Source organism: Cryobacterium sp. TMS1-13-1 (genome assembly GCF_004403125.1).
In the GTDB taxonomy this organism is placed as follows: domain Bacteria; phylum Actinomycetota; class Actinomycetes; order Actinomycetales; family Microbacteriaceae; genus Cryobacterium; species Cryobacterium levicorallinum.
The window spans coordinates 641,325-656,541 of record NZ_SOGX01000010.1; the positions used below are offsets into that span (position 1 = coordinate 641,325).

Annotated in this window: 17 protein-coding genes; 9 read left to right on the forward strand and 8 right to left on the reverse strand. The window is 63.7% G+C overall.

Annotated features, from left to right (window positions below):
• Positions 1 to 77: 77 nt before the first annotated feature.
• From treS to E3T31_RS12415, 4 genes are all read left to right on the forward strand, one after another.
• The gene (gene treS, locus E3T31_RS12400; protein ID WP_134468961.1) at positions 78 to 1,781 is read left to right on the forward strand and encodes a maltose alpha-D-glucosyltransferase; all 1,704 of its coding nucleotides are present in this window, start codon (positions 78 to 80) and stop codon (positions 1,779 to 1,781) included.
• 143 nt (positions 1,782 to 1,924) lie between these two features.
• Positions 1,925 to 2,605 carry a GAF and ANTAR domain-containing protein gene (locus E3T31_RS12405; RefSeq protein ID WP_241977877.1) on the forward strand — a complete coding sequence of 227 codons (681 nt, stop codon included), beginning with the start codon at positions 1,925 to 1,927 and terminating at the stop codon, positions 2,603 to 2,605.
• 29 nt (positions 2,606 to 2,634) lie between these two features.
• The gene (locus tag E3T31_RS12410; protein WP_134468963.1) at positions 2,635 to 3,348 is read left to right on the forward strand and encodes a GAF and ANTAR domain-containing protein; all 714 of its coding nucleotides are present in this window, start codon (positions 2,635 to 2,637) and stop codon (positions 3,346 to 3,348) included.
• Positions 3,349 to 3,573: 225 nt separating this feature from the next.
• Positions 3,574 to 4,260, forward strand: coding sequence for an exonuclease domain-containing protein (locus E3T31_RS12415; RefSeq protein WP_134468964.1), 687 nt, complete (start codon positions 3,574 to 3,576; stop codon positions 4,258 to 4,260).
• A gap of 88 nt (positions 4,261 to 4,348) precedes the next feature.
• Here E3T31_RS12415 and E3T31_RS12420 read toward each other — a convergent pair whose 3' ends face one another.
• The 3 genes from E3T31_RS12420 to glgA all read right to left on the reverse strand — a co-directional run bounded on the left by E3T31_RS12420 (position 4,349) and on the right by glgA (position 6,835).
• Positions 4,349 to 4,600, reverse strand: coding sequence for a type B 50S ribosomal protein L31 (locus tag E3T31_RS12420; RefSeq protein WP_092448573.1), 252 nt, complete (start codon positions 4,598 to 4,600; stop codon positions 4,349 to 4,351).
• A 173-nt stretch (positions 4,601 to 4,773) separates the two neighbouring features.
• Positions 4,774 to 5,556: an ABC transporter ATP-binding protein gene (locus tag E3T31_RS12425; RefSeq protein WP_134468965.1), complete on the reverse strand. Its 783-nt coding sequence runs from the start codon at positions 5,554 to 5,556 to the stop codon at positions 4,774 to 4,776.
• Between the two features lie 97 nt (positions 5,557 to 5,653).
• Positions 5,654 to 6,835: a glycogen synthase gene (gene glgA, locus E3T31_RS12430; protein WP_134469336.1), complete on the reverse strand. Its 1,182-nt coding sequence runs from the start codon at positions 6,833 to 6,835 to the stop codon at positions 5,654 to 5,656.
• A 79-nt stretch (positions 6,836 to 6,914) separates the two neighbouring features.
• Between glgA and E3T31_RS12435 the strand changes: the two genes are divergently transcribed.
• Both E3T31_RS12435 and serB read left to right on the forward strand, forming a co-directional pair.
• Positions 6,915 to 8,159, forward strand: a complete 1,245-nt coding sequence (locus E3T31_RS12435; protein ID WP_092448570.1) for a glucose-1-phosphate adenylyltransferase — start codon at positions 6,915 to 6,917, stop codon at positions 8,157 to 8,159.
• On the forward strand, positions 8,156 to 8,809 hold the full coding sequence (gene serB, locus E3T31_RS12440; RefSeq protein ID WP_134468966.1) for a phosphoserine phosphatase SerB: 654 nt from the start codon (positions 8,156 to 8,158) through the stop codon (positions 8,807 to 8,809). The genes E3T31_RS12435 and serB overlap by 4 nt, the downstream gene beginning before the upstream one ends.
• 22 nt (positions 8,810 to 8,831) lie before the next feature.
• Here the strand turns inward: serB and E3T31_RS12445 are convergent, their stop codons facing one another.
• Positions 8,832 to 9,542, reverse strand: a complete 711-nt coding sequence (locus E3T31_RS12445; RefSeq protein WP_134468968.1) for a beta-ketoacyl-ACP reductase — start codon at positions 9,540 to 9,542, stop codon at positions 8,832 to 8,834.
• 147 nt (positions 9,543 to 9,689) lie between these two features.
• Between E3T31_RS12445 and E3T31_RS12450 the strand changes: the two genes are divergently transcribed.
• The 3 genes from E3T31_RS12450 to E3T31_RS12460 all read left to right on the forward strand — a co-directional run bounded on the left by E3T31_RS12450 (position 9,690) and on the right by E3T31_RS12460 (position 11,082).
• Positions 9,690 to 9,965 (forward strand): DUF3099 domain-containing protein, encoded by a 276-nt coding sequence (locus tag E3T31_RS12450; protein ID WP_134468970.1) that lies wholly within the window; start codon positions 9,690 to 9,692, stop codon positions 9,963 to 9,965.
• A gap of 143 nt (positions 9,966 to 10,108) precedes the next feature.
• The gene (locus tag E3T31_RS18760; protein ID WP_370304551.1) at positions 10,109 to 10,237 is read left to right on the forward strand and encodes a hypothetical protein; all 129 of its coding nucleotides are present in this window, start codon (positions 10,109 to 10,111) and stop codon (positions 10,235 to 10,237) included.
• Complete coding sequence (locus tag E3T31_RS12460) at positions 10,234 to 11,082, forward strand: SURF1 family protein (protein ID WP_134468974.1); 849 nt, start codon at positions 10,234 to 10,236, stop codon at positions 11,080 to 11,082. Before E3T31_RS18760 ends, E3T31_RS12460 begins: the two co-directional genes overlap by 4 nt.
• Positions 11,083 to 11,138: 56 nt before the next feature.
• Here the strand turns inward: E3T31_RS12460 and E3T31_RS12465 are convergent, their stop codons facing one another.
• The 4 genes from E3T31_RS12465 to E3T31_RS12480 form a co-directional block, all read right to left on the reverse strand.
• Complete coding sequence (locus E3T31_RS12465) at positions 11,139 to 12,365, reverse strand: glycosyltransferase (protein WP_134469338.1); 1,227 nt, start codon at positions 12,363 to 12,365, stop codon at positions 11,139 to 11,141.
• A gap of 61 nt (positions 12,366 to 12,426) precedes the next feature.
• On the reverse strand, positions 12,427 to 14,025 hold the full coding sequence (locus E3T31_RS12470) for an ABC-F family ATP-binding cassette domain-containing protein (RefSeq protein WP_134468975.1): 1,599 nt from the start codon (positions 14,023 to 14,025) through the stop codon (positions 12,427 to 12,429).
• 106 nt (positions 14,026 to 14,131) lie between these two features.
• The gene (locus E3T31_RS12475; RefSeq protein ID WP_158251654.1) at positions 14,132 to 14,689 is read right to left on the reverse strand and encodes a TetR/AcrR family transcriptional regulator; all 558 of its coding nucleotides are present in this window, start codon (positions 14,687 to 14,689) and stop codon (positions 14,132 to 14,134) included.
• Positions 14,690 to 14,885: 196 nt separating this feature from the next.
• Positions 14,886 to 15,215 (reverse strand): metal-sulfur cluster assembly factor, encoded by a 330-nt coding sequence (locus E3T31_RS12480; protein WP_092448561.1) that lies wholly within the window; start codon positions 15,213 to 15,215, stop codon positions 14,886 to 14,888.
• Positions 15,216 to 15,217: the final 2 nt, after the last annotated feature.

Below are 15,217 nucleotides of genomic sequence, written 5' to 3' on the forward strand. Positions count from 1 at the left end.
GTACCGGGTCGGCCGTTCTAGACTCAAACCACGACGCGGATCGAGATAGAGCCCTTTGCCGGGACGGAAGGACAGCCGTGAGTTTCACCGCCCCCATTCAGTTACCCGGATTGGCACTCGATCCGCTCTGGTATCGCCGCGCCGTCTTCTACGAGGTGATGGTTCGCTCCTTCGTGGACAGCAACGCCGATGGATCCGGCGATCTCTCCGGGCTGGTATCGAAGCTCGACTACCTGCAGTGGCTCGGAATCGACGCCCTGTGGATTCCGCCGTTCTTCAACTCTCCGTTGAAAGACGGCGGTTACGACGTGGCCGACTACCGCACGATTTTGCCGGAGTTCGGTACCCTCGAGGAATTCAAGGATCTCGTCACCAAGGCGCACGAACGTAATATGCGGATCGTGATCGATTTTCCGCTTAACCACACCTCGGACCAGCACGAATGGTTTCAGCAGTCCCGTGAAGACCCGGACGGGCCCTACGGCGACTTCTATGTCTGGAGTGACACCGACGAGCGGTATCCCAACATTCGCATTATCTTCACCGACACCGAGGAATCGAACTGGGCGTTCGACCCGGTACGTCGGCAGTTCTTTTTTCACCGCTTCTTCTCGCACCAGCCCGACCTTAACTTTGAAAACCCGGCCGTGCAGGAGGCGATCTTCGACGTCATCCGCTTCTGGCTCGACCTCGGCGTCGACGGCTTTCGACTCGACGCGATTCCCTACCTGTTCGAGTCCGAAGAGGGCAACGGTGAGGGCGAGCCGCCGACTCACGAGTTCGTCAAGCGTCTGCGGGCCATGGTCGACCGCGACTATCCTGGCCGAGTCATGATCGCCGAGGCCAACCAATGGCCCCGCGAGGTCGCCGCCTTCTTCGGCACCGAGGAAGAACCGGAATGCCACATGGCGTTCGACTTTCCGGTCATGCCACGCATTTTCTATTCTTTACGTTCCCAGCAGGCCAACGAACTGGTGCGAGTGCTCTCCGAAACGACCGACATCCCGGAGGGCGCTGGCTGGGGCGTATTCCTGCGCAACCACGACGAGCTCACCCTCGAAATGGTCAGCGAGGAATACCGGCAGGCTATGTACGGCTGGTACGCCTACGACCCGCGGATGCGCGCCAATATCGGCATCCGCAGACGGCTCGCCCCGCTGCTCGACAATTCGCGGGCCGAGCTGGAACTGGCCCACGCCCTGCTGTTTGCCCTGCCCGGCAGCCCGTTTCTGTACTACGGCGATGAGATCGGCATGGGCGACAACATCTGGCTGCCCGACCGGGACAGTTCACGCACGCCCATGCAGTGGACCCCCGACCGCAATGCCGGTTTTTCGGATGCCGATCCGGGCAAGCTATTTCTGCCCATTGTGCAGTCCCTCGTCTACAACTTCACCCAGACCAACGTGGAGTCGCAGCTGGCCCAGTCCGGGTCGCTCCTGCACTGGATTCGCAACGTGATCCACGTGCGCAAGGCACACCAGACCTTCGGACTCGGCGCGATCCGCGTGCTCAATACCAACCACGAATCGGTGTTGGTGTTCACCCGCAGCTACGCCGGCTCCGGCTCCGGCTCGATGTTCGGCGACCAGCCGGAAACCGTGCTGTGCGTGTTCAGTTTCTCGCACAACCCGGTCGCGTTCACGATCGACGACGTCGACATGGCCGGAACGCGGTTGTACGACCTGTTCGGTGGAGCAGTCTTTCCCAGCTTCAACGACGAGGGATCGCTCACGCTCACCCTGGGTGCGCAGAGCTTCTACTGGCTGCACTGCGGTTGACACGCAATTAAACGAATGCTGCGGCAGATAAACGGATGCTGCGAGCTCGGCAAAAGCTCATCCGCTGTCCTTGTTGCCGCAACCGATGGCACGTATCCTTAAGACTAGCAAGCTGTCGTCCTAGGTCTGGAGGCCGGTCGATCGTGCCGAAATTGTCCAGCTCAGATTGTGGCGTCGAAGACGTGGCGCTGTGCGCCAAATTTCTCGACGCGTTGCCGGTCACCGGTGCTGCGGTTTCGGTGTTTGGCGGGGCCGTTCCTGAAACGGTCGTCTGCGCCACCGATGGGCTGGCCGCTCGCCTCGATGAGCTTCAGTTCGATTTGGGCGAGGGCCCCCGGTGGGAGGCGGCGCGCACGCGCATTCCCGTGCTCGAACCTCGGGTGCGCGAGGGTGAGCATCCGCTCTGGCCGGTCTTTTTCGCGGCACTTTTGGACACCGAGGTGGAGGCGCTCTACGTTTTTCCACTCACCCTCGGCGCGCTCGATGTGGGCATCGTCGAGCTCTACAGCACCACCTCCGGCGCGCTGGATCGCACCGACCGGGCGAAAGCACTGCTCCTGGCCAACCAAACCGCCTGGAACCTGTTGGATCGGCTGCTTCGGGTCAAGGAATCCACCGCGTCAGCGACGATCACGGAGGCTTCTCCCCTGTCGAGGCGGGAAATTCATCAGGCCACCGGCATGGTGCTCGTGCAGATGAATGTCACGCCGACGGATGCGCTGCTTCTCCTGCGCGGGCACGCGTTTGCGCACGGCAAAACCGTGCGCACGATCGCCGGTGACGTGGTTGCGCGGCGGTTACAGTTCACGCCGGAAACCGAGTAAAAAAACAGGAAAGGTCATAGAATTAACCCATGGTCACTCAGACTCGCGCCTCGATGGTGAGCGCCGCCTTCGTGAAGTTGACGGACACTCTGGTGGGCGAATATGACGTTCTCGACGTGCTGCACACCCTCGTCGAGAAGTGCGTTGAGTTGCTCGACGCCTCAGCTGCCGGCCTCCTGCTAGCCGATCCGAGCGGCGAGCTGCAGGTCGTCGCCTCAACCAGCGAGGAAAGTTATCTCGTCGAAGTTTTGCAACAGCAGGCCGGGGCCGGGCCGTGCGTTGATTGTTACCTCACCGGCGAGGTCGTCACCATGGGCGATATCGCCGCTTCCGGCGATACCTACCCCGATTTCAAGGCGGCCGCGCTGTCCCAGGGTTTCCGCTCGGTGCACGCCATTCCCATGCGGGTACGTAACCGGGCGATCGGCGCTCTCAATCTGTTCCGTACCGAGACCGGCGATGTCACACCCGAAGACGCTGCTATTGGTCAGGCCATGGCTGACGTTGCAACGATCAGCATTCTGCAGGAACGCACCGTGCGCGAAGACGCCGTGGTCAACGAACAGCTGCAACGTGCCCTCAACAGCCGCATCGTGATTGAACAGGCCAAGGGGGTCATCGCCCAGCTCAGCACCGTCGACATGGACGAAGCCTTCAAGAGATTGCGAGCGGATGCCCGCGCCCGCAACCACACCATGCGCGAGAGCGCCGAGAATGTCATCAACCGTCGCATTCGGCTCTAACGAATTCCACGCCGATAGCCAAACCCACTCCGGGACGCGACCGCGTTGGTTGCTGGCAACAGACAATGCGGCGCCGAAGTCCAGCATCGTGCCTCGCGTACCGACCGCCTACGCCGGACGTGAGCCACCCGCAACTCCTAGGTCGATCTCAGCGCTCGCGGCCAGTTCTCTTGCCGGAGAGTGGCGCCGCAGAAGTGTGTCGGTGGTCGGCCCTAGGGTTGAAGTATGAGCACCTGGAGCGATCACCTCGCCGTATTCGACCTTGAGACCACCGGCATCGACGTAGAATCCTGCCGAATCGTGTCGGCCACCGTCGCAGTCCTCGACGCGAGCGGCACCGCCGTTGAGCGCATCGACTGGCTCGTCGATCCGGGCATTGAGATTCCCGCCGGTGCCACCAACGTGCACGGCATCACGACCGAGCACGCCGTGCAACATGGGCGCGTCGCCACCGAAGCCGTCGCCGAGATCGTTGCGGCACTTCGCGCACACCTGGCCGACGGACTGCCCATCGTCGCCTACAACGCCCCGTACGACCTCACCCTGCTCGATCGTGAAGCCGTGCGCTACGGCATCGCCCCGCTCGTCTCCCCCAGCCCGGTGGTCGACCCCCTCGTCATTGACAAGGCCGTCGATAAGTACCGCAAGGGGAAGCGCACCCTCGAGGCGACGAGCGCGTTCTACGGTGTCAGCCTCGATGACGCGCACGATGCCGGAGCGGATGCGATCGCCGCCGGCCGGGTCGCCCAGGCGATTCACCGCGCACACCGTGTGGCCCTGCCGACCACCCTCGATGAGATGCACGCCCTGCAGGTTACTTGGTATCGCCAGCAGGCCGAAAGCTTTCAGGAATACATGCGCCGCGGCCGCGATCCCGAATTTTTGGCCGATACCGCCTGGCCCCAGCGCTAACTAAGACCAGCGCTGAGCAACAAACTCTAGATAAAAAAAGCGACCAGCCGAGGCTGGTCGCTTTTTCGTTGGAACTAAAAACCAGGTGCTATTTGCCGAAACCCTTGTAGCGCGAGTTGAACTTCTCCACGCGTCCGGCGGAGTCCATGATGCGCTGCTTGCCCGTGTAGAACGGGTGCGACTCGGAGGAGATTTCCACGTCGATGACCGGGTACGTGGTTCCGTCTTCCCACTCGATGGTCTTCTTGCTGGAGACCGTCGAACGAGTCAGGAAGGTCGCACCGGAGGCGAGGTCGCGAAAGACCACGGGAGCGTACTCGGGGTGGATGTCAGACTTCATGAGAATTTCCTTTTGCACTTCTGGTGAACAGACTTGTAACTGGTCACAGTGCTGTTCGAATGTTGGGCCCGCAGCCCCAGGAGGCGACAAGCTGGTTGGCCAAATGGCCAGCCACTAACTTTAGCAGAACACCGTGGCTTTGGAGCGCTGGGCGTGCGGCGAAAGCAACCGCCCTAGATCGATCGTGCCGCGTAGCGTCCGTCCGTCTCGGTGAGCTCAATCTTGAGACCGAAGGTCTCGCTGAGCGCCGTGGCAGTGAGCGCCTCAGCGATCGGGCCGGCGGCGACGATCTTGCCCTCCGACAACAGCAGTACGTGCGTGAATCCGAGGGGAATTTCTTCGACGTGATGGGTCACCATGATGATGGCCGGAGAGTTTGTCTCGCGGGCAAAACCACTCAGCAGCTGCAGCAGGGATTCCCGGGCGCCGAGGTCCAGGCTCGCGGCGGGCTCGTCGAGCAGCAAAATCTCCGGATCGGTCATGACCGAGCGGGCGATTTGCACCCGCTTCTGCTCGCCGTCACTGAGGGTGCCGAACTTGCGATCGGCGAGGTGGTCGAGGTTCCATTCCTGCAGAACGCGCTGGGCACGGCGTTCATCGATGGTTTCATATTCTTCGTTCCAGCGGCCGGTCACCGAGTACGCGGCCGTCATGACAACGTCGATGACCTTTTCGTTGCCGGGAACCTTGCGCGCCATGGCGGTCGAAGCGAAGCCGATGCGGGGCCGCAGCTCGAAGACATCCGTTCCACCGAGGGTCTCATCGAGCACCTCGGCCTGCCCGGTCGACGGGTGCATGAAGGCGGCGGCGATCTGTAACAGGGTGGTCTTGCCGGCACCGTTGGGGCCGAGAATCACCCAGCGTTGGTCGTCGTCGACGCTCCAATTCACTGAGTCGAGGATGGCGGTGCCACCCCGGACGACGGAGACGTCGGTGAAATGCAAAACGTTGACCATACAGCCATGTTATCGGGCGCCGCGCTTGCCGACAGACCGTGCGAACATGCCTCGGCGCGTCGCAGTGGGACGCGCCGAGGCAGCAGATACGGCCAGCTCAGAGCAGGGCGGCGTAGATCTCCCGAGTGCGGGTGGCGATCTGAGCCCACCCGAATACTTGCTCGGCACGAACCCGCCCGGCGCGCCCCATCTCGGCCGCGCGGTCCGGATCGCTCACCACCTCGGTCAGGGTGCGGGCCAGGTCGGCGACGAACTGTTCGGGGTGCAGGGGCGTTCCGGTGCCGTCGGTGAACTGTTCGATCGGCACGAGACGCCCGGTCTCGCCGTCAGCGACGACCTCGGGGATTCCACCGGTTGCAGTACCGACCACGGCAAGGCCGCAGGCCATGGCCTCGAGATTGACGATTCCGAGGGGCTCGTAAATGGACGGGCAGACGAACACCGTGCCCTGCGTCAGTACCGCGGCGAGCTCGTGCTGGGCCAGCAGCCGGTTGATCCAGACCACGCCGGAGCGTTCCTGCTGAAGGGATTCGACACCGGCCGTAACCTCGGCAAGAATTCCGGGCGTGTCGGGCGCGCCCGCGCACAGCACCAATTGCACCTCCGGCGGCAGCAATTGCGCCGCACGCAACAGGTAGGGCAGGCCCTTCTGTCGGGTGATGCGCCCCACGAAGACGACGGAGGGGCGGTCGGGGTCTATTCCCAGGCCGCGCACAAAATCGTCATCCCTGGTCGGTTTCCACCGCTCGAGATCGATACCGTTGTATACAGTGTGCACCCGGCTGGCGTCGAGTGCGGGGTAGCTGCGCAGGATATCGCGACGCATGCCGTCGCTGACGGCGATCACAGCATCCGCTGCTTCAAAGGCGGTTTTCTCGATCCAGCTCGACACCCGATAGCCGCCGCCGAGCTGCTCGGCCTTCCACGGCCGCAATGGCTCCAGGCTGTGCGCCGTGACCACGTGCGGGATGCCGTGCAGCATTTGGGCGAGGTGCCCGGCTGCATTCGCGTACCAGGTGTGAGAGTGCACCAGATCGGCGCCATCGGCGTCCTGCGCCATCTGCAGGTCAACCCCGAGGGTGCCCAGGGTCGCATTGGCGTCGGCCAATTGCGCGGGAACGTCGTAGGCGAACGTGTGGAGGTCGTCACGCGGCGCGCCGAAGCACCGAACGGACACCTCGATGTCGTGTCGGAGCGCTCGCACCAGTTCGGTCACGTGCACACCGGCTCCCCCATAGATTTCCGGGGGGTATTCCTTGGTCATCAGATCCACTCGCATGGAGCAAAGGTAGCGCAGGGCGACACGGCGCACAGCCATGTTGCTAGTCGGCTTGCCGGGGAGGCCCTACTCTGTACACATGAAGGCCAAGAAGATCTTTGGAATCGTGCTCGCGGGTGGTGAGGGAAAACGGCTGATGCCGTTGACCGAAGACCGGGCGAAGCCTGCCGTCCCCTTTGGCGGGCATTACCGCCTGGTGGATTTTGCCCTCTCCAATCTGATCAACTCGGGTGTGACCCAGATCGTCGTGCTGACGCAGTACAAGTCACACAGCCTGGACCGCCACGTGTCGCAGACCTGGCATGTCTCCGGTGGGTTATTCAACTCGTACATCGCCTCGGTGCCGGCGCAGCAGCGCCTCGGCAAGCGCTGGTTCAGCGGCTCCGCCGACGCCATTCTGCAGAGCCTCAACCTCATTCACGATGAAAAGCCCGACATTGTCGTCGTGGTCGGTGCAGACCACGTCTACCGCATGGACTTCAGTCAGATGATCGACGCCCACATCGCGTCGGGGCTGTCCGCCACCGTCGCGGCCATCCGTCAGCCGATCGGTCTCGCCGACCAGTTCGGCGTTATCGAAGTGGATGCCGCCACCCCGGATCGAATCTCTGACTTTCGCGAAAAGCCCAAAGATTCCGTCGGACTCGCCGATGCCCCGCACGAGGTATTCGCCTCGATGGGCAACTACGTCTTCAACACCGATGCCCTGATCGAGGCCGTGCTGCGTGACGGTGAGCGCACCGACTCCAGCCACGACATGGGCGGCGACATTATTCCCGATTTCGTCTCGCGTGGCGACGCCGGCGTCTATGACCTGAAGCGAAACGAAGTACCCGGGTCGACCGATCGCGACCGCTACTACTGGCGCGACGTGGGAACGATCGACTCGTTCTTTGAGGCGCACCAGGACCTCATTTCGGCCCTGCCTGTGTTCAACCTGTACAACCAGAAATGGCCGATTTTCAGCATGCAGTTGAATTCGCCGCCGGCCAAGTTCGTGCGCGACGGCCAGGGCGCCCTCGGCACCATGATCGACTCGATCGTGTCGCTGGGCTGTGTCATCTCCGGCGCTCACATCGAGCGCAGCGTGCTCGGCCCCTGGACGTCGATCGGCTCCGCCTGCGAGGTCGTGGACTCCATCATCTTCGACCGGGTGCAGATTCGGCCCGGCGCCATCGTGCGGCGCGCCGTCCTTGACAAGGAAGTCATCGTCGAAGCTGGCGCCACCGTCGGTGTCGACCGGGATCGTGACCTGGCGCGGGGCTTCAGCGTGACCGAATCCGGAATCACCGTCGTCGGTAAGGGCGTGCTGGTTACTCCGTGATCCTTAGCTGCGCAGCACGCTTTCTCGTCGTTCTCGACGCCGACTCCACCCTCATTCAAGACGAGGTGATTGAGCTGCTCGCGGATGCCGCAGGCGTGCGCGAGCGCGTCGCCGAGGTGACCGACCGTGCCATGCGCGGTGAGCTCGACTTTGCCGAGAGCCTGCGCGAGCGGGTGTTGACCCTGGCGGGGCTGCCCGAGAGCGTTTTTGCCGACGTGGGGCGACGCATCCGCCCGACCGACGGCGTGCACGAGCTGATCGCGGGCATTCATGCCGGCGGTGGCGTGATCGGGGTGGTGTCCGGCGGCTTTCATGAGCTGCTCGACCCGCTGGCCGCCGAGCTGGGGCTTGATCATTGGCGGGCTAATCGGCTTGAGGTACAGGCCGGCCACCTGACCGGTCGCGTTATCGGACCGATCATCGACGCCGAGGCCAAGGCTGTCGCCCTGCGCGAATGGGCCGCACAGGAGCAGCTCGCGCTCGCGCAGACCATTGCGGTCGGGGACGGTGCCAACGACTTGCGCATGATGGACGCGGCCGGACTCGCCGTCGCGTTCAACGCGAAACCGCGGGTGAAACGTGAGGCCGACCTGGTAATCGACCTGTGCAACCTCAGCCAGGTGCTGCCGCTTCTCGGCCTGCGCGGCTGAACGGACAGCTGCAAAAGGACGGTCAGTGCCCCATGCCGAGGCCGCCGTCGACGGGAATGACCGCACCGGAAATGTAGCCGGCATCATCGCCGGCCAGCCAGCTGACGACGCGCGCAACCTCGCTCGGCGTGGCGAACCGACCGGCCGGAATATTGCGTTTGTATTCGGCCTGCTGCGCTTCGGGCAGGGCAGCGGTCATATCGGTTTCGATGAAGCCGGGAGCGACCACGTTCGCGGTGATTCCGCGGGCACCGAGTTCGCGGGTGACCGAGCGGGCCAGGCCGATCAGGCCGCTCTTCGACGCCGAGTAATTCACCTGCCCGGCCGAGCCGTACAGGCCGACGACGCTGGAGATCAGCACGATGCGCCCGAATCGGGCCTTGAGCATGCCCTTGCTCGCGCGCTTGACCACGCGAAAGGCACCACTGAGGTTGGTGTCGATGACGGCGGTGAAATCATCCTCTGACATGCGCATGAGTAGGGTATCGCGGGTGATTCCGGCATTGGCCACGACAACCTCGACCGGGCCGTAGGTCGCTTCGATCTCAGTGAAGGCGGCGTCAATGGATGCGGCGTCTGTCACATCGGCCCACACGGTGAGGCTGCCGGACGGTCCATGACCGGAGCGGGACGTCACGGCAACCCGATGTCCCTGGGCCAGAAACTCTTCAGCGATGGCGAAGCCGATTCCACGGTTACCGCCGGTGACGAGCACTGTTCGAGTCGTTGTCATGATGTTCCTGTCCTGGTGCGCTGGGTATCGTAAATCGGGTTCAAGGAAACACCCGGCAAATTCAAGTTTAAGGCGTGCCACAAAGTAGCCGGGCAGACGTAGTCTTGAAGAGGTGGAGTTTCCACCGTAGACGAACCCGATGGACCTATGAAGCAGCAGTCGATCACCTCCCTCCCCGCCTCCCCCGAGGTTGAACGCCGCAACCGAATGATCAAATACTCGATTGCTATGGGAGTGCGTGTCATCTGCATTGTGCTCATGCTCTTCGTACAAGGTTGGTGGCTCGTGGTCTGCGCGCTCGGCGCCATTCTGCTGCCGTACTTTGCCGTCGTGGTCGCGAACGTGAAAATTTCCCCTCCGGCAGCACAAGTGCTCCGGCCCGGCGGCGTCGAGCTCTACCGCGGCAACGACGAGGTCAAGTGAGTGCTGACGCGGTTGCTGGCGGAAGTCCGATGATAGGTCTGGGTCGACCACTGGAATCATCGACTTGTTCGCGGGCGGACTGCCGCGCTGCAGGAAGGTGGCGGCTGGACTGGCGCAACCCGAGCATCCACTCTGCTGATCGGGTGAAAACCTGGCTGGCCTGCGACGAACACGTGGACTACCTGCGCGAATTCCTGGCCGCACGGGACTTTCCGCTGACGGTGAGCGCACTCGAGACGTGCACGCCGGACTCCCCCGGAGACCAGCGATGACGGGCTGGAAGTTCGCCTTCAGCCGCCGCTGGGCCGGATATCTCGTGCTGACCATGCTGTTCGCCGCGGTCTGCGCCGGGCTGGGGTTCTGGCAGCTGGCCCGCCGCGATGAGGCACTGACCGAGCTGTTCAAGATCGATTCCAACTTCGACTCGAACCCGGTGCCCGTCGCCGAGGCTCTTGAAGACCTGGCCGCCTTCGACGAATCGCAAAAGTGGATGCCGGTGGAACTGACCGGAACCTACCTCACCGCTGACGAGATGCTCGCGCGCAACCGCCCGCTCAACGTGAACCCGGGCTTCGAAGTACTGACCCCGTTGCTGCTTACCGACGGCACGATCTTTATCGTCGACCGCGGCTGGCTGCCCACCGGGCAGGAACAGGATGCTCCTGACACCGTTCCGGCGGCGCCCTCCGGAACGGTCACCGTGGTGGCCCGGCTCAAGGCCAGCGAACCCGATCTGCCCGGCCGCACGGCCAGCGGCAACCAGGTCGCGACCATCAACCTCACTACCATCGCCGAACGACTCAATGCCCCGACCTATACCGGCGCGTACGGCCTGATGGACACCGAGAGCCCCGCGGCGACCGAGAAGCGCCCGGCCGCCGTGCTGAAACCGATCCGCGATGAGGGCCCGCACCTGTCCTATGCGTTCCAGTGGTTCGTATTCGGGCTGCTCGCCTTCATCGGACTCGGCTGGGCCCTGCGCGAAGAATACCGCGCCGTCAATGCTGAGGACCCCGAGGAGCGCGAACGCGCCGAGGAACGCGCCCGCAAGCGCGCGGCGAAGCCACGCAATGATGCCGAGATTGAAGACGAGCTGCTCGACCGGCAACGGGGCTAGCCACCTCAACTCTCGAGCTTGCGCACTTCGCTGGTCGAGCCCGCCGAGACGGCTCCTCAGGCGACGGCGCGGTGGTGCTGCCGAGCCTCGGTCACCTCGTCGAGGAGACCGCGGTACACCCGAACCAGCGACGCAGCCGAACGGTTCCAATCCAGACCGAGGGCATGCTTGCGAGCCGCCAGCGACAGTTCGCGTGCCAGGGTCGGATCGGTCAGGATCTGCGCCATCGCGTCGGCCCAGACCCGCGGATCACGGGATTCCAGGACCAGTCCGGTGATCCCATCGACAACCGCTTCACGCAGGCCACCGGCGGCCGAAGCGACGACGGGAACACCGCTCGCGGCCGCTTCGAGTGCCACCAGACCGTACGTTTCCGAGTGCGAAGGCACGAGCACCAGGCGGGCACCGCGAAACAGTTCAGCCAGGTGCGCATGGGACTGCGGCCCAACAAAGCGGATGCCGGACAGACCGGCCCGTTCGGCGAGCTGTCGGAGCTCCTCAACGTATCCGGAGTAGTCGACCGAGGCATCACCGGCAACAACTAGGTCGGGACGCAGGCCCGCCGGCAGTGCCGCAATGGCCTGAATCGCCAGATCAAGGCCCTTCAGTGGCTGCAGACGCGCGGCGACGACGGCGTAACCGCGGTCGGCCGCGCTGCCGGCGGGCTGGCGTTTGGGTGAGAACAGGTTGCTGTCCACCCCCGGAAGCACGATGTTGGTTCGGCTCGCCGAGCCGCCGAGCCGCCCGGAAATCGTGGCGGCCTCCGCCGCACTGATCGCCACCAGCGCGTCGGACTCCCGCGCCAGCCGCGCTTCTCCGCGCATCCGTCCCGGTGATTCGGCGCGTTCTCCGGCCGAAAGCGGGGACGCATCATCCGCTGCAATGCTATGGAAACTCTGAACGTGCGGGACGCGCCAGTTGCGGGCGACGGGAAGCGCTGCCATGCCGGAAAACCAGTGATGCGAGTGGATGATGTCGACCGGCTCGAGCGCGTTGAGCCGGTCGGAGAACTCATCGATATAGTTCTCGTGCGTGCCCTTGGACAGCGCTCGGGCGGGCCCGGCGGCCAGAAACCGCAGCGTGAGGCCCTCGGCGAGCTGTTGCGTTTCGGGCTGATCCGCCGCTGACCGCCGAGTCAGAATCGTCACACGGTGTCCGAGGGCGGCCAGCTGCTCAGCCTGATGCCGCACGACGACGTTCATACCGCCCGCATCGCCGGAGCCAGGGTCCGTGCCCGGCGAGGTATGCAGGCAGACCAGCGCGATGCGCAGTGGCGTTCTCATCGATATCACGCTCTAGTCCTTTTGCCTGGGTCACCGACAGGTGACCGGGTCACGGAATTGGTTAAGACAGCTCGATCAGGTCGAGGTAGTCCTTGTTCCAGTGGTCCTCTGTGCCCTCGGGCATGATCAGGACGCGCTCGGGGTTGAGCGCCTGCACGGCGCCCTCATCGTGGCTGACCAGAACGACGGCGCCGGCGTAGTGGGCGAGGGCGTCGAGGATCTCTTCGCGGCTGGCCGGGTCGAGGTTGTTAGTGGGCTCATCGAGCAGCAGCACGTTGGCACCGGAGACCACGATCATGGCCAGGGCCAGACGGGTCTTCTCGCCGCCGGAGAGTACGCCGGCCGCCTTGTTCGAGTCATCGCCGGTGAACAGGAACGAACCGAGCACCCGACGTGCTTCCATCTCAGTGATGCTTGGCGAGGAAGAGACCATGTTCTCGAGTACCGAACGCTTCACGTCGATGGTTTCATGTTCCTGGGCGTAGTAACCGATGCGCAAACCGTGACCGGGTTCGATCGAACCGGTGTCGGATTCGTCGACGCCGGCGAGCATGCGCAGCAGGGTGGTCTTTCCGGCACCGTTGAGGCCAAGGATGACGACCTTGGATCCGCGGTCGATCGCGAGGTCGACGGCGGTGAAGATTTCGAGGGAACCATAGCTCTTCGAGAGGTCCTTGGCCATGAGCGGTGTGCGACCACACGGTGCTGGCTCGGGGAAGCGCAGTTTGGCAACGCGTTCAACGGCACGCACGGCGTCGAGGCCGGAGAGCAGCTTCTCGGCCCGGGCAACCATTTGGTGGGCTGCGGCGGCCTTGCTGGCTTTGGCCCCGAACTTCGCGGCCTGCAGCTGCAGGGTCGACGCCTTTTTCTCAGCGTTTGAGCGTTCCTTCTTGCGGCGGTCGGCATCCGCTGTGCGCTGGAGGAGGTAGTTCTTCCAATTCATGTTGTAGATGTCGATCATCATGCGGTTCGCATCGAGGTAGAAGACCCGGTTGACCGTTTCGCCGACGAGTTCGATGTCGTGGCTGATGATGATGCAGCCGCCCTTGTAGTTCTTGACGAACTCGCGCAGCCACGCCACCGAGTCGGCGTCGAGGTGGTTGGTGGGCTCGTCAAGGATCATCATCTCGGCGGCCGAGAACAGGATGCGAGCGAGTTCGATGCGACGACGCTGGCCACCGGAGAGGGTGCTCAAAGCCTGGTCGAGAATATGGTCCGGCAGTTTCAGGTTGCTGGCAATCGATGCGGCTTCGGCTTCGGCGGCGTAGCCGCCAAGCCCGTTGAACTCATCGGTCAGACGCCCGTACTTCTTCATGGCGGCGGCGGCGATCTTGGGATCGGGATCGGCCATGGCCATGCTGGACTCCTGCATGCCCAGGGCAATGGTGCCGAGGCCGCGGGCGTCCAGAATGCGCGTGCGGGCAAGCATGCTCGGGTCGCCCGCGCGCGGGTCCTGCGGCAGGTAGCCGATCTCGCCGGAGTGGCTGATCGAACCCTTGGTCGGGTTTGTCTCCCCGGCGAGGGTCTTCGTCAGCGTCGTCTTGCCGGCACCGTTACGGCCGACGAGGCCGATCTTGTCGCCGCTCGCGACGCGGAAGTTGACGCCCTCCATGAGCACGCGGGCTCCAACGCGGATTTCGAGATCTTGCACGTTGAGCACAGCAATAGTCCATTCGAAGTGTTTGTACGGGTGTGAAGTGTGGGTGGGCCAGAGCGGTCCAACTCACTAGTATATTTGCCCTCAGGCTGTGCTCGGCACACGGCGCCTACAGTAGGGACGCCAGGAGCGACTTTTCCAGCCAATTCAGGTACGCCTCAGTCGACCAGCCGAGGGACAGCACGAGGGTACGAAACGTGTGCGGGTGGGCCAGCGCCCACATCGTCGCGGCCGCCTCGTGGTCGCTGATGCCACCGCGCAGTCCGCGCTTTTCCCGAAGCGCAGCCGCTACTTCGCCGAAGCCGTGCAGCCGGGCAGCGTCCCGCTTCTGCTCGAACTCCCCCACGTCCGGATCGACAACGGCCGCTTCGCTGACAATGCGCAGAATGCCCGAGGTGCGCTCATTCACGAGCGCACTTGACCGGGCCAGAATGCGAATGACCTCGGTCGCCGTTCGCGCCTCGGCAATGCGTTCGCGTGTGGCCCCCGATAGCAACGCCGGTGCCCCCGGTTCCGCGGCCACTCGATCAAGAACCGCCGCGAGTAATTCCGCCTTCGACCCCACGGAGTTGTAGATGGTCTGCACCACCACGCCAGCCTCCGCCGCGATCGCCGCAACCGAGGTGCCCACGTATCCGCGCTCGAGCATGAGGCGCCCCGCCGCCATAACAATCTCCGCCCGCGTACTCGCCGCCTGTGCCGCCCGCCGCCTCACGGCCCCGCTTTCCCCTGTATCCATACAATTAGTATACCGTTCTACTGAATAGAAACCTTTTCTAAAGGGAATGTTTTGCGGCTCCCGCTGGACAGAGACCAAAGGCCCCACCTGCGGTGCAGGCGGGGCCTTCAAGATAGAACTAGAGCTACATAGCGAAGCCGAGAGCTCGCATCATGTCGCGACCATCGTCGGTGATCTTCTCCGGACCCCACGGCGGCATCCAGACCCAGTTGATGCGGAACTGGTCGACGACGCCATCGAGAGCCTCCGCCGTCTGCTCCTCGATCACATCGGTCAGCGGGCAGCCGGCCGAGGTGAGCGTCATGTGTACAATGAGCGCGTCATTCTCGTCGTCCCAGCCGAGGTCATAGATGAGTCCGAGGTCGACGACGTTGATGCCGAGCTCCGGGTCCATGACGTCCTTGAGAGCCTCTTCGATTTCGTCGAAGCGGGCCGGACTGAGTGTTGAGACCATAC

What these genes read in the sequence shown, in the direction of transcription:
- E3T31_RS12425 (WP_134468965.1), bottom strand. Translation starts at nt 5,556, where the DNA reads ATGGTCAACGTTTTGCATTTCACCGACGTCTCCGTCGTCCGGGGTGGC.
- glgA (WP_134469336.1), bottom strand. Translation starts at nt 6,835, where the DNA reads ATGCGAGTGGATCTGATGACCAAGGAATACCCCCCGGAAATCTATGGG.
- E3T31_RS12420 (WP_092448573.1), bottom strand. Translation starts at nt 4,600, where the DNA reads ATGAAGTCTGACATCCACCCCGAGTACGCTCCCGTGGTCTTTCGCGAC.
- E3T31_RS12410 (WP_134468963.1), top strand. Translation starts at nt 2,635, where the DNA reads ATGGTCACTCAGACTCGCGCCTCGATGGTGAGCGCCGCCTTCGTGAAG.
- E3T31_RS12465 (WP_134469338.1), bottom strand. Translation starts at nt 12,365, where the DNA reads ATGAGAACGCCACTGCGCATCGCGCTGGTCTGCCTGCATACCTCGCCG.
- E3T31_RS12460 (WP_134468974.1), top strand. Translation starts at nt 10,234, where the DNA reads ATGACGGGCTGGAAGTTCGCCTTCAGCCGCCGCTGGGCCGGATATCTC.
- E3T31_RS12475 (WP_158251654.1), bottom strand. Translation starts at nt 14,689, where the DNA reads ATGGCGGCGGGGCGCCTCATGCTCGAGCGCGGATACGTGGGCACCTCG.
- E3T31_RS12445 (WP_134468968.1), bottom strand. Translation starts at nt 9,542, where the DNA reads ATGACAACGACTCGAACAGTGCTCGTCACCGGCGGTAACCGTGGAATC.
- E3T31_RS12450 (WP_134468970.1), top strand. Translation starts at nt 9,690, where the DNA reads ATGAAGCAGCAGTCGATCACCTCCCTCCCCGCCTCCCCCGAGGTTGAA.
- E3T31_RS12480 (WP_092448561.1), bottom strand. Translation starts at nt 15,215, where the DNA reads ATGGTCTCAACACTCAGTCCGGCCCGCTTCGACGAAATCGAAGAGGCT.
- E3T31_RS12435 (WP_092448570.1), top strand. Translation starts at nt 6,915, where the DNA reads ATGAAGGCCAAGAAGATCTTTGGAATCGTGCTCGCGGGTGGTGAGGGA.
- E3T31_RS12415 (WP_134468964.1), top strand. Translation starts at nt 3,574, where the DNA reads ATGAGCACCTGGAGCGATCACCTCGCCGTATTCGACCTTGAGACCACC.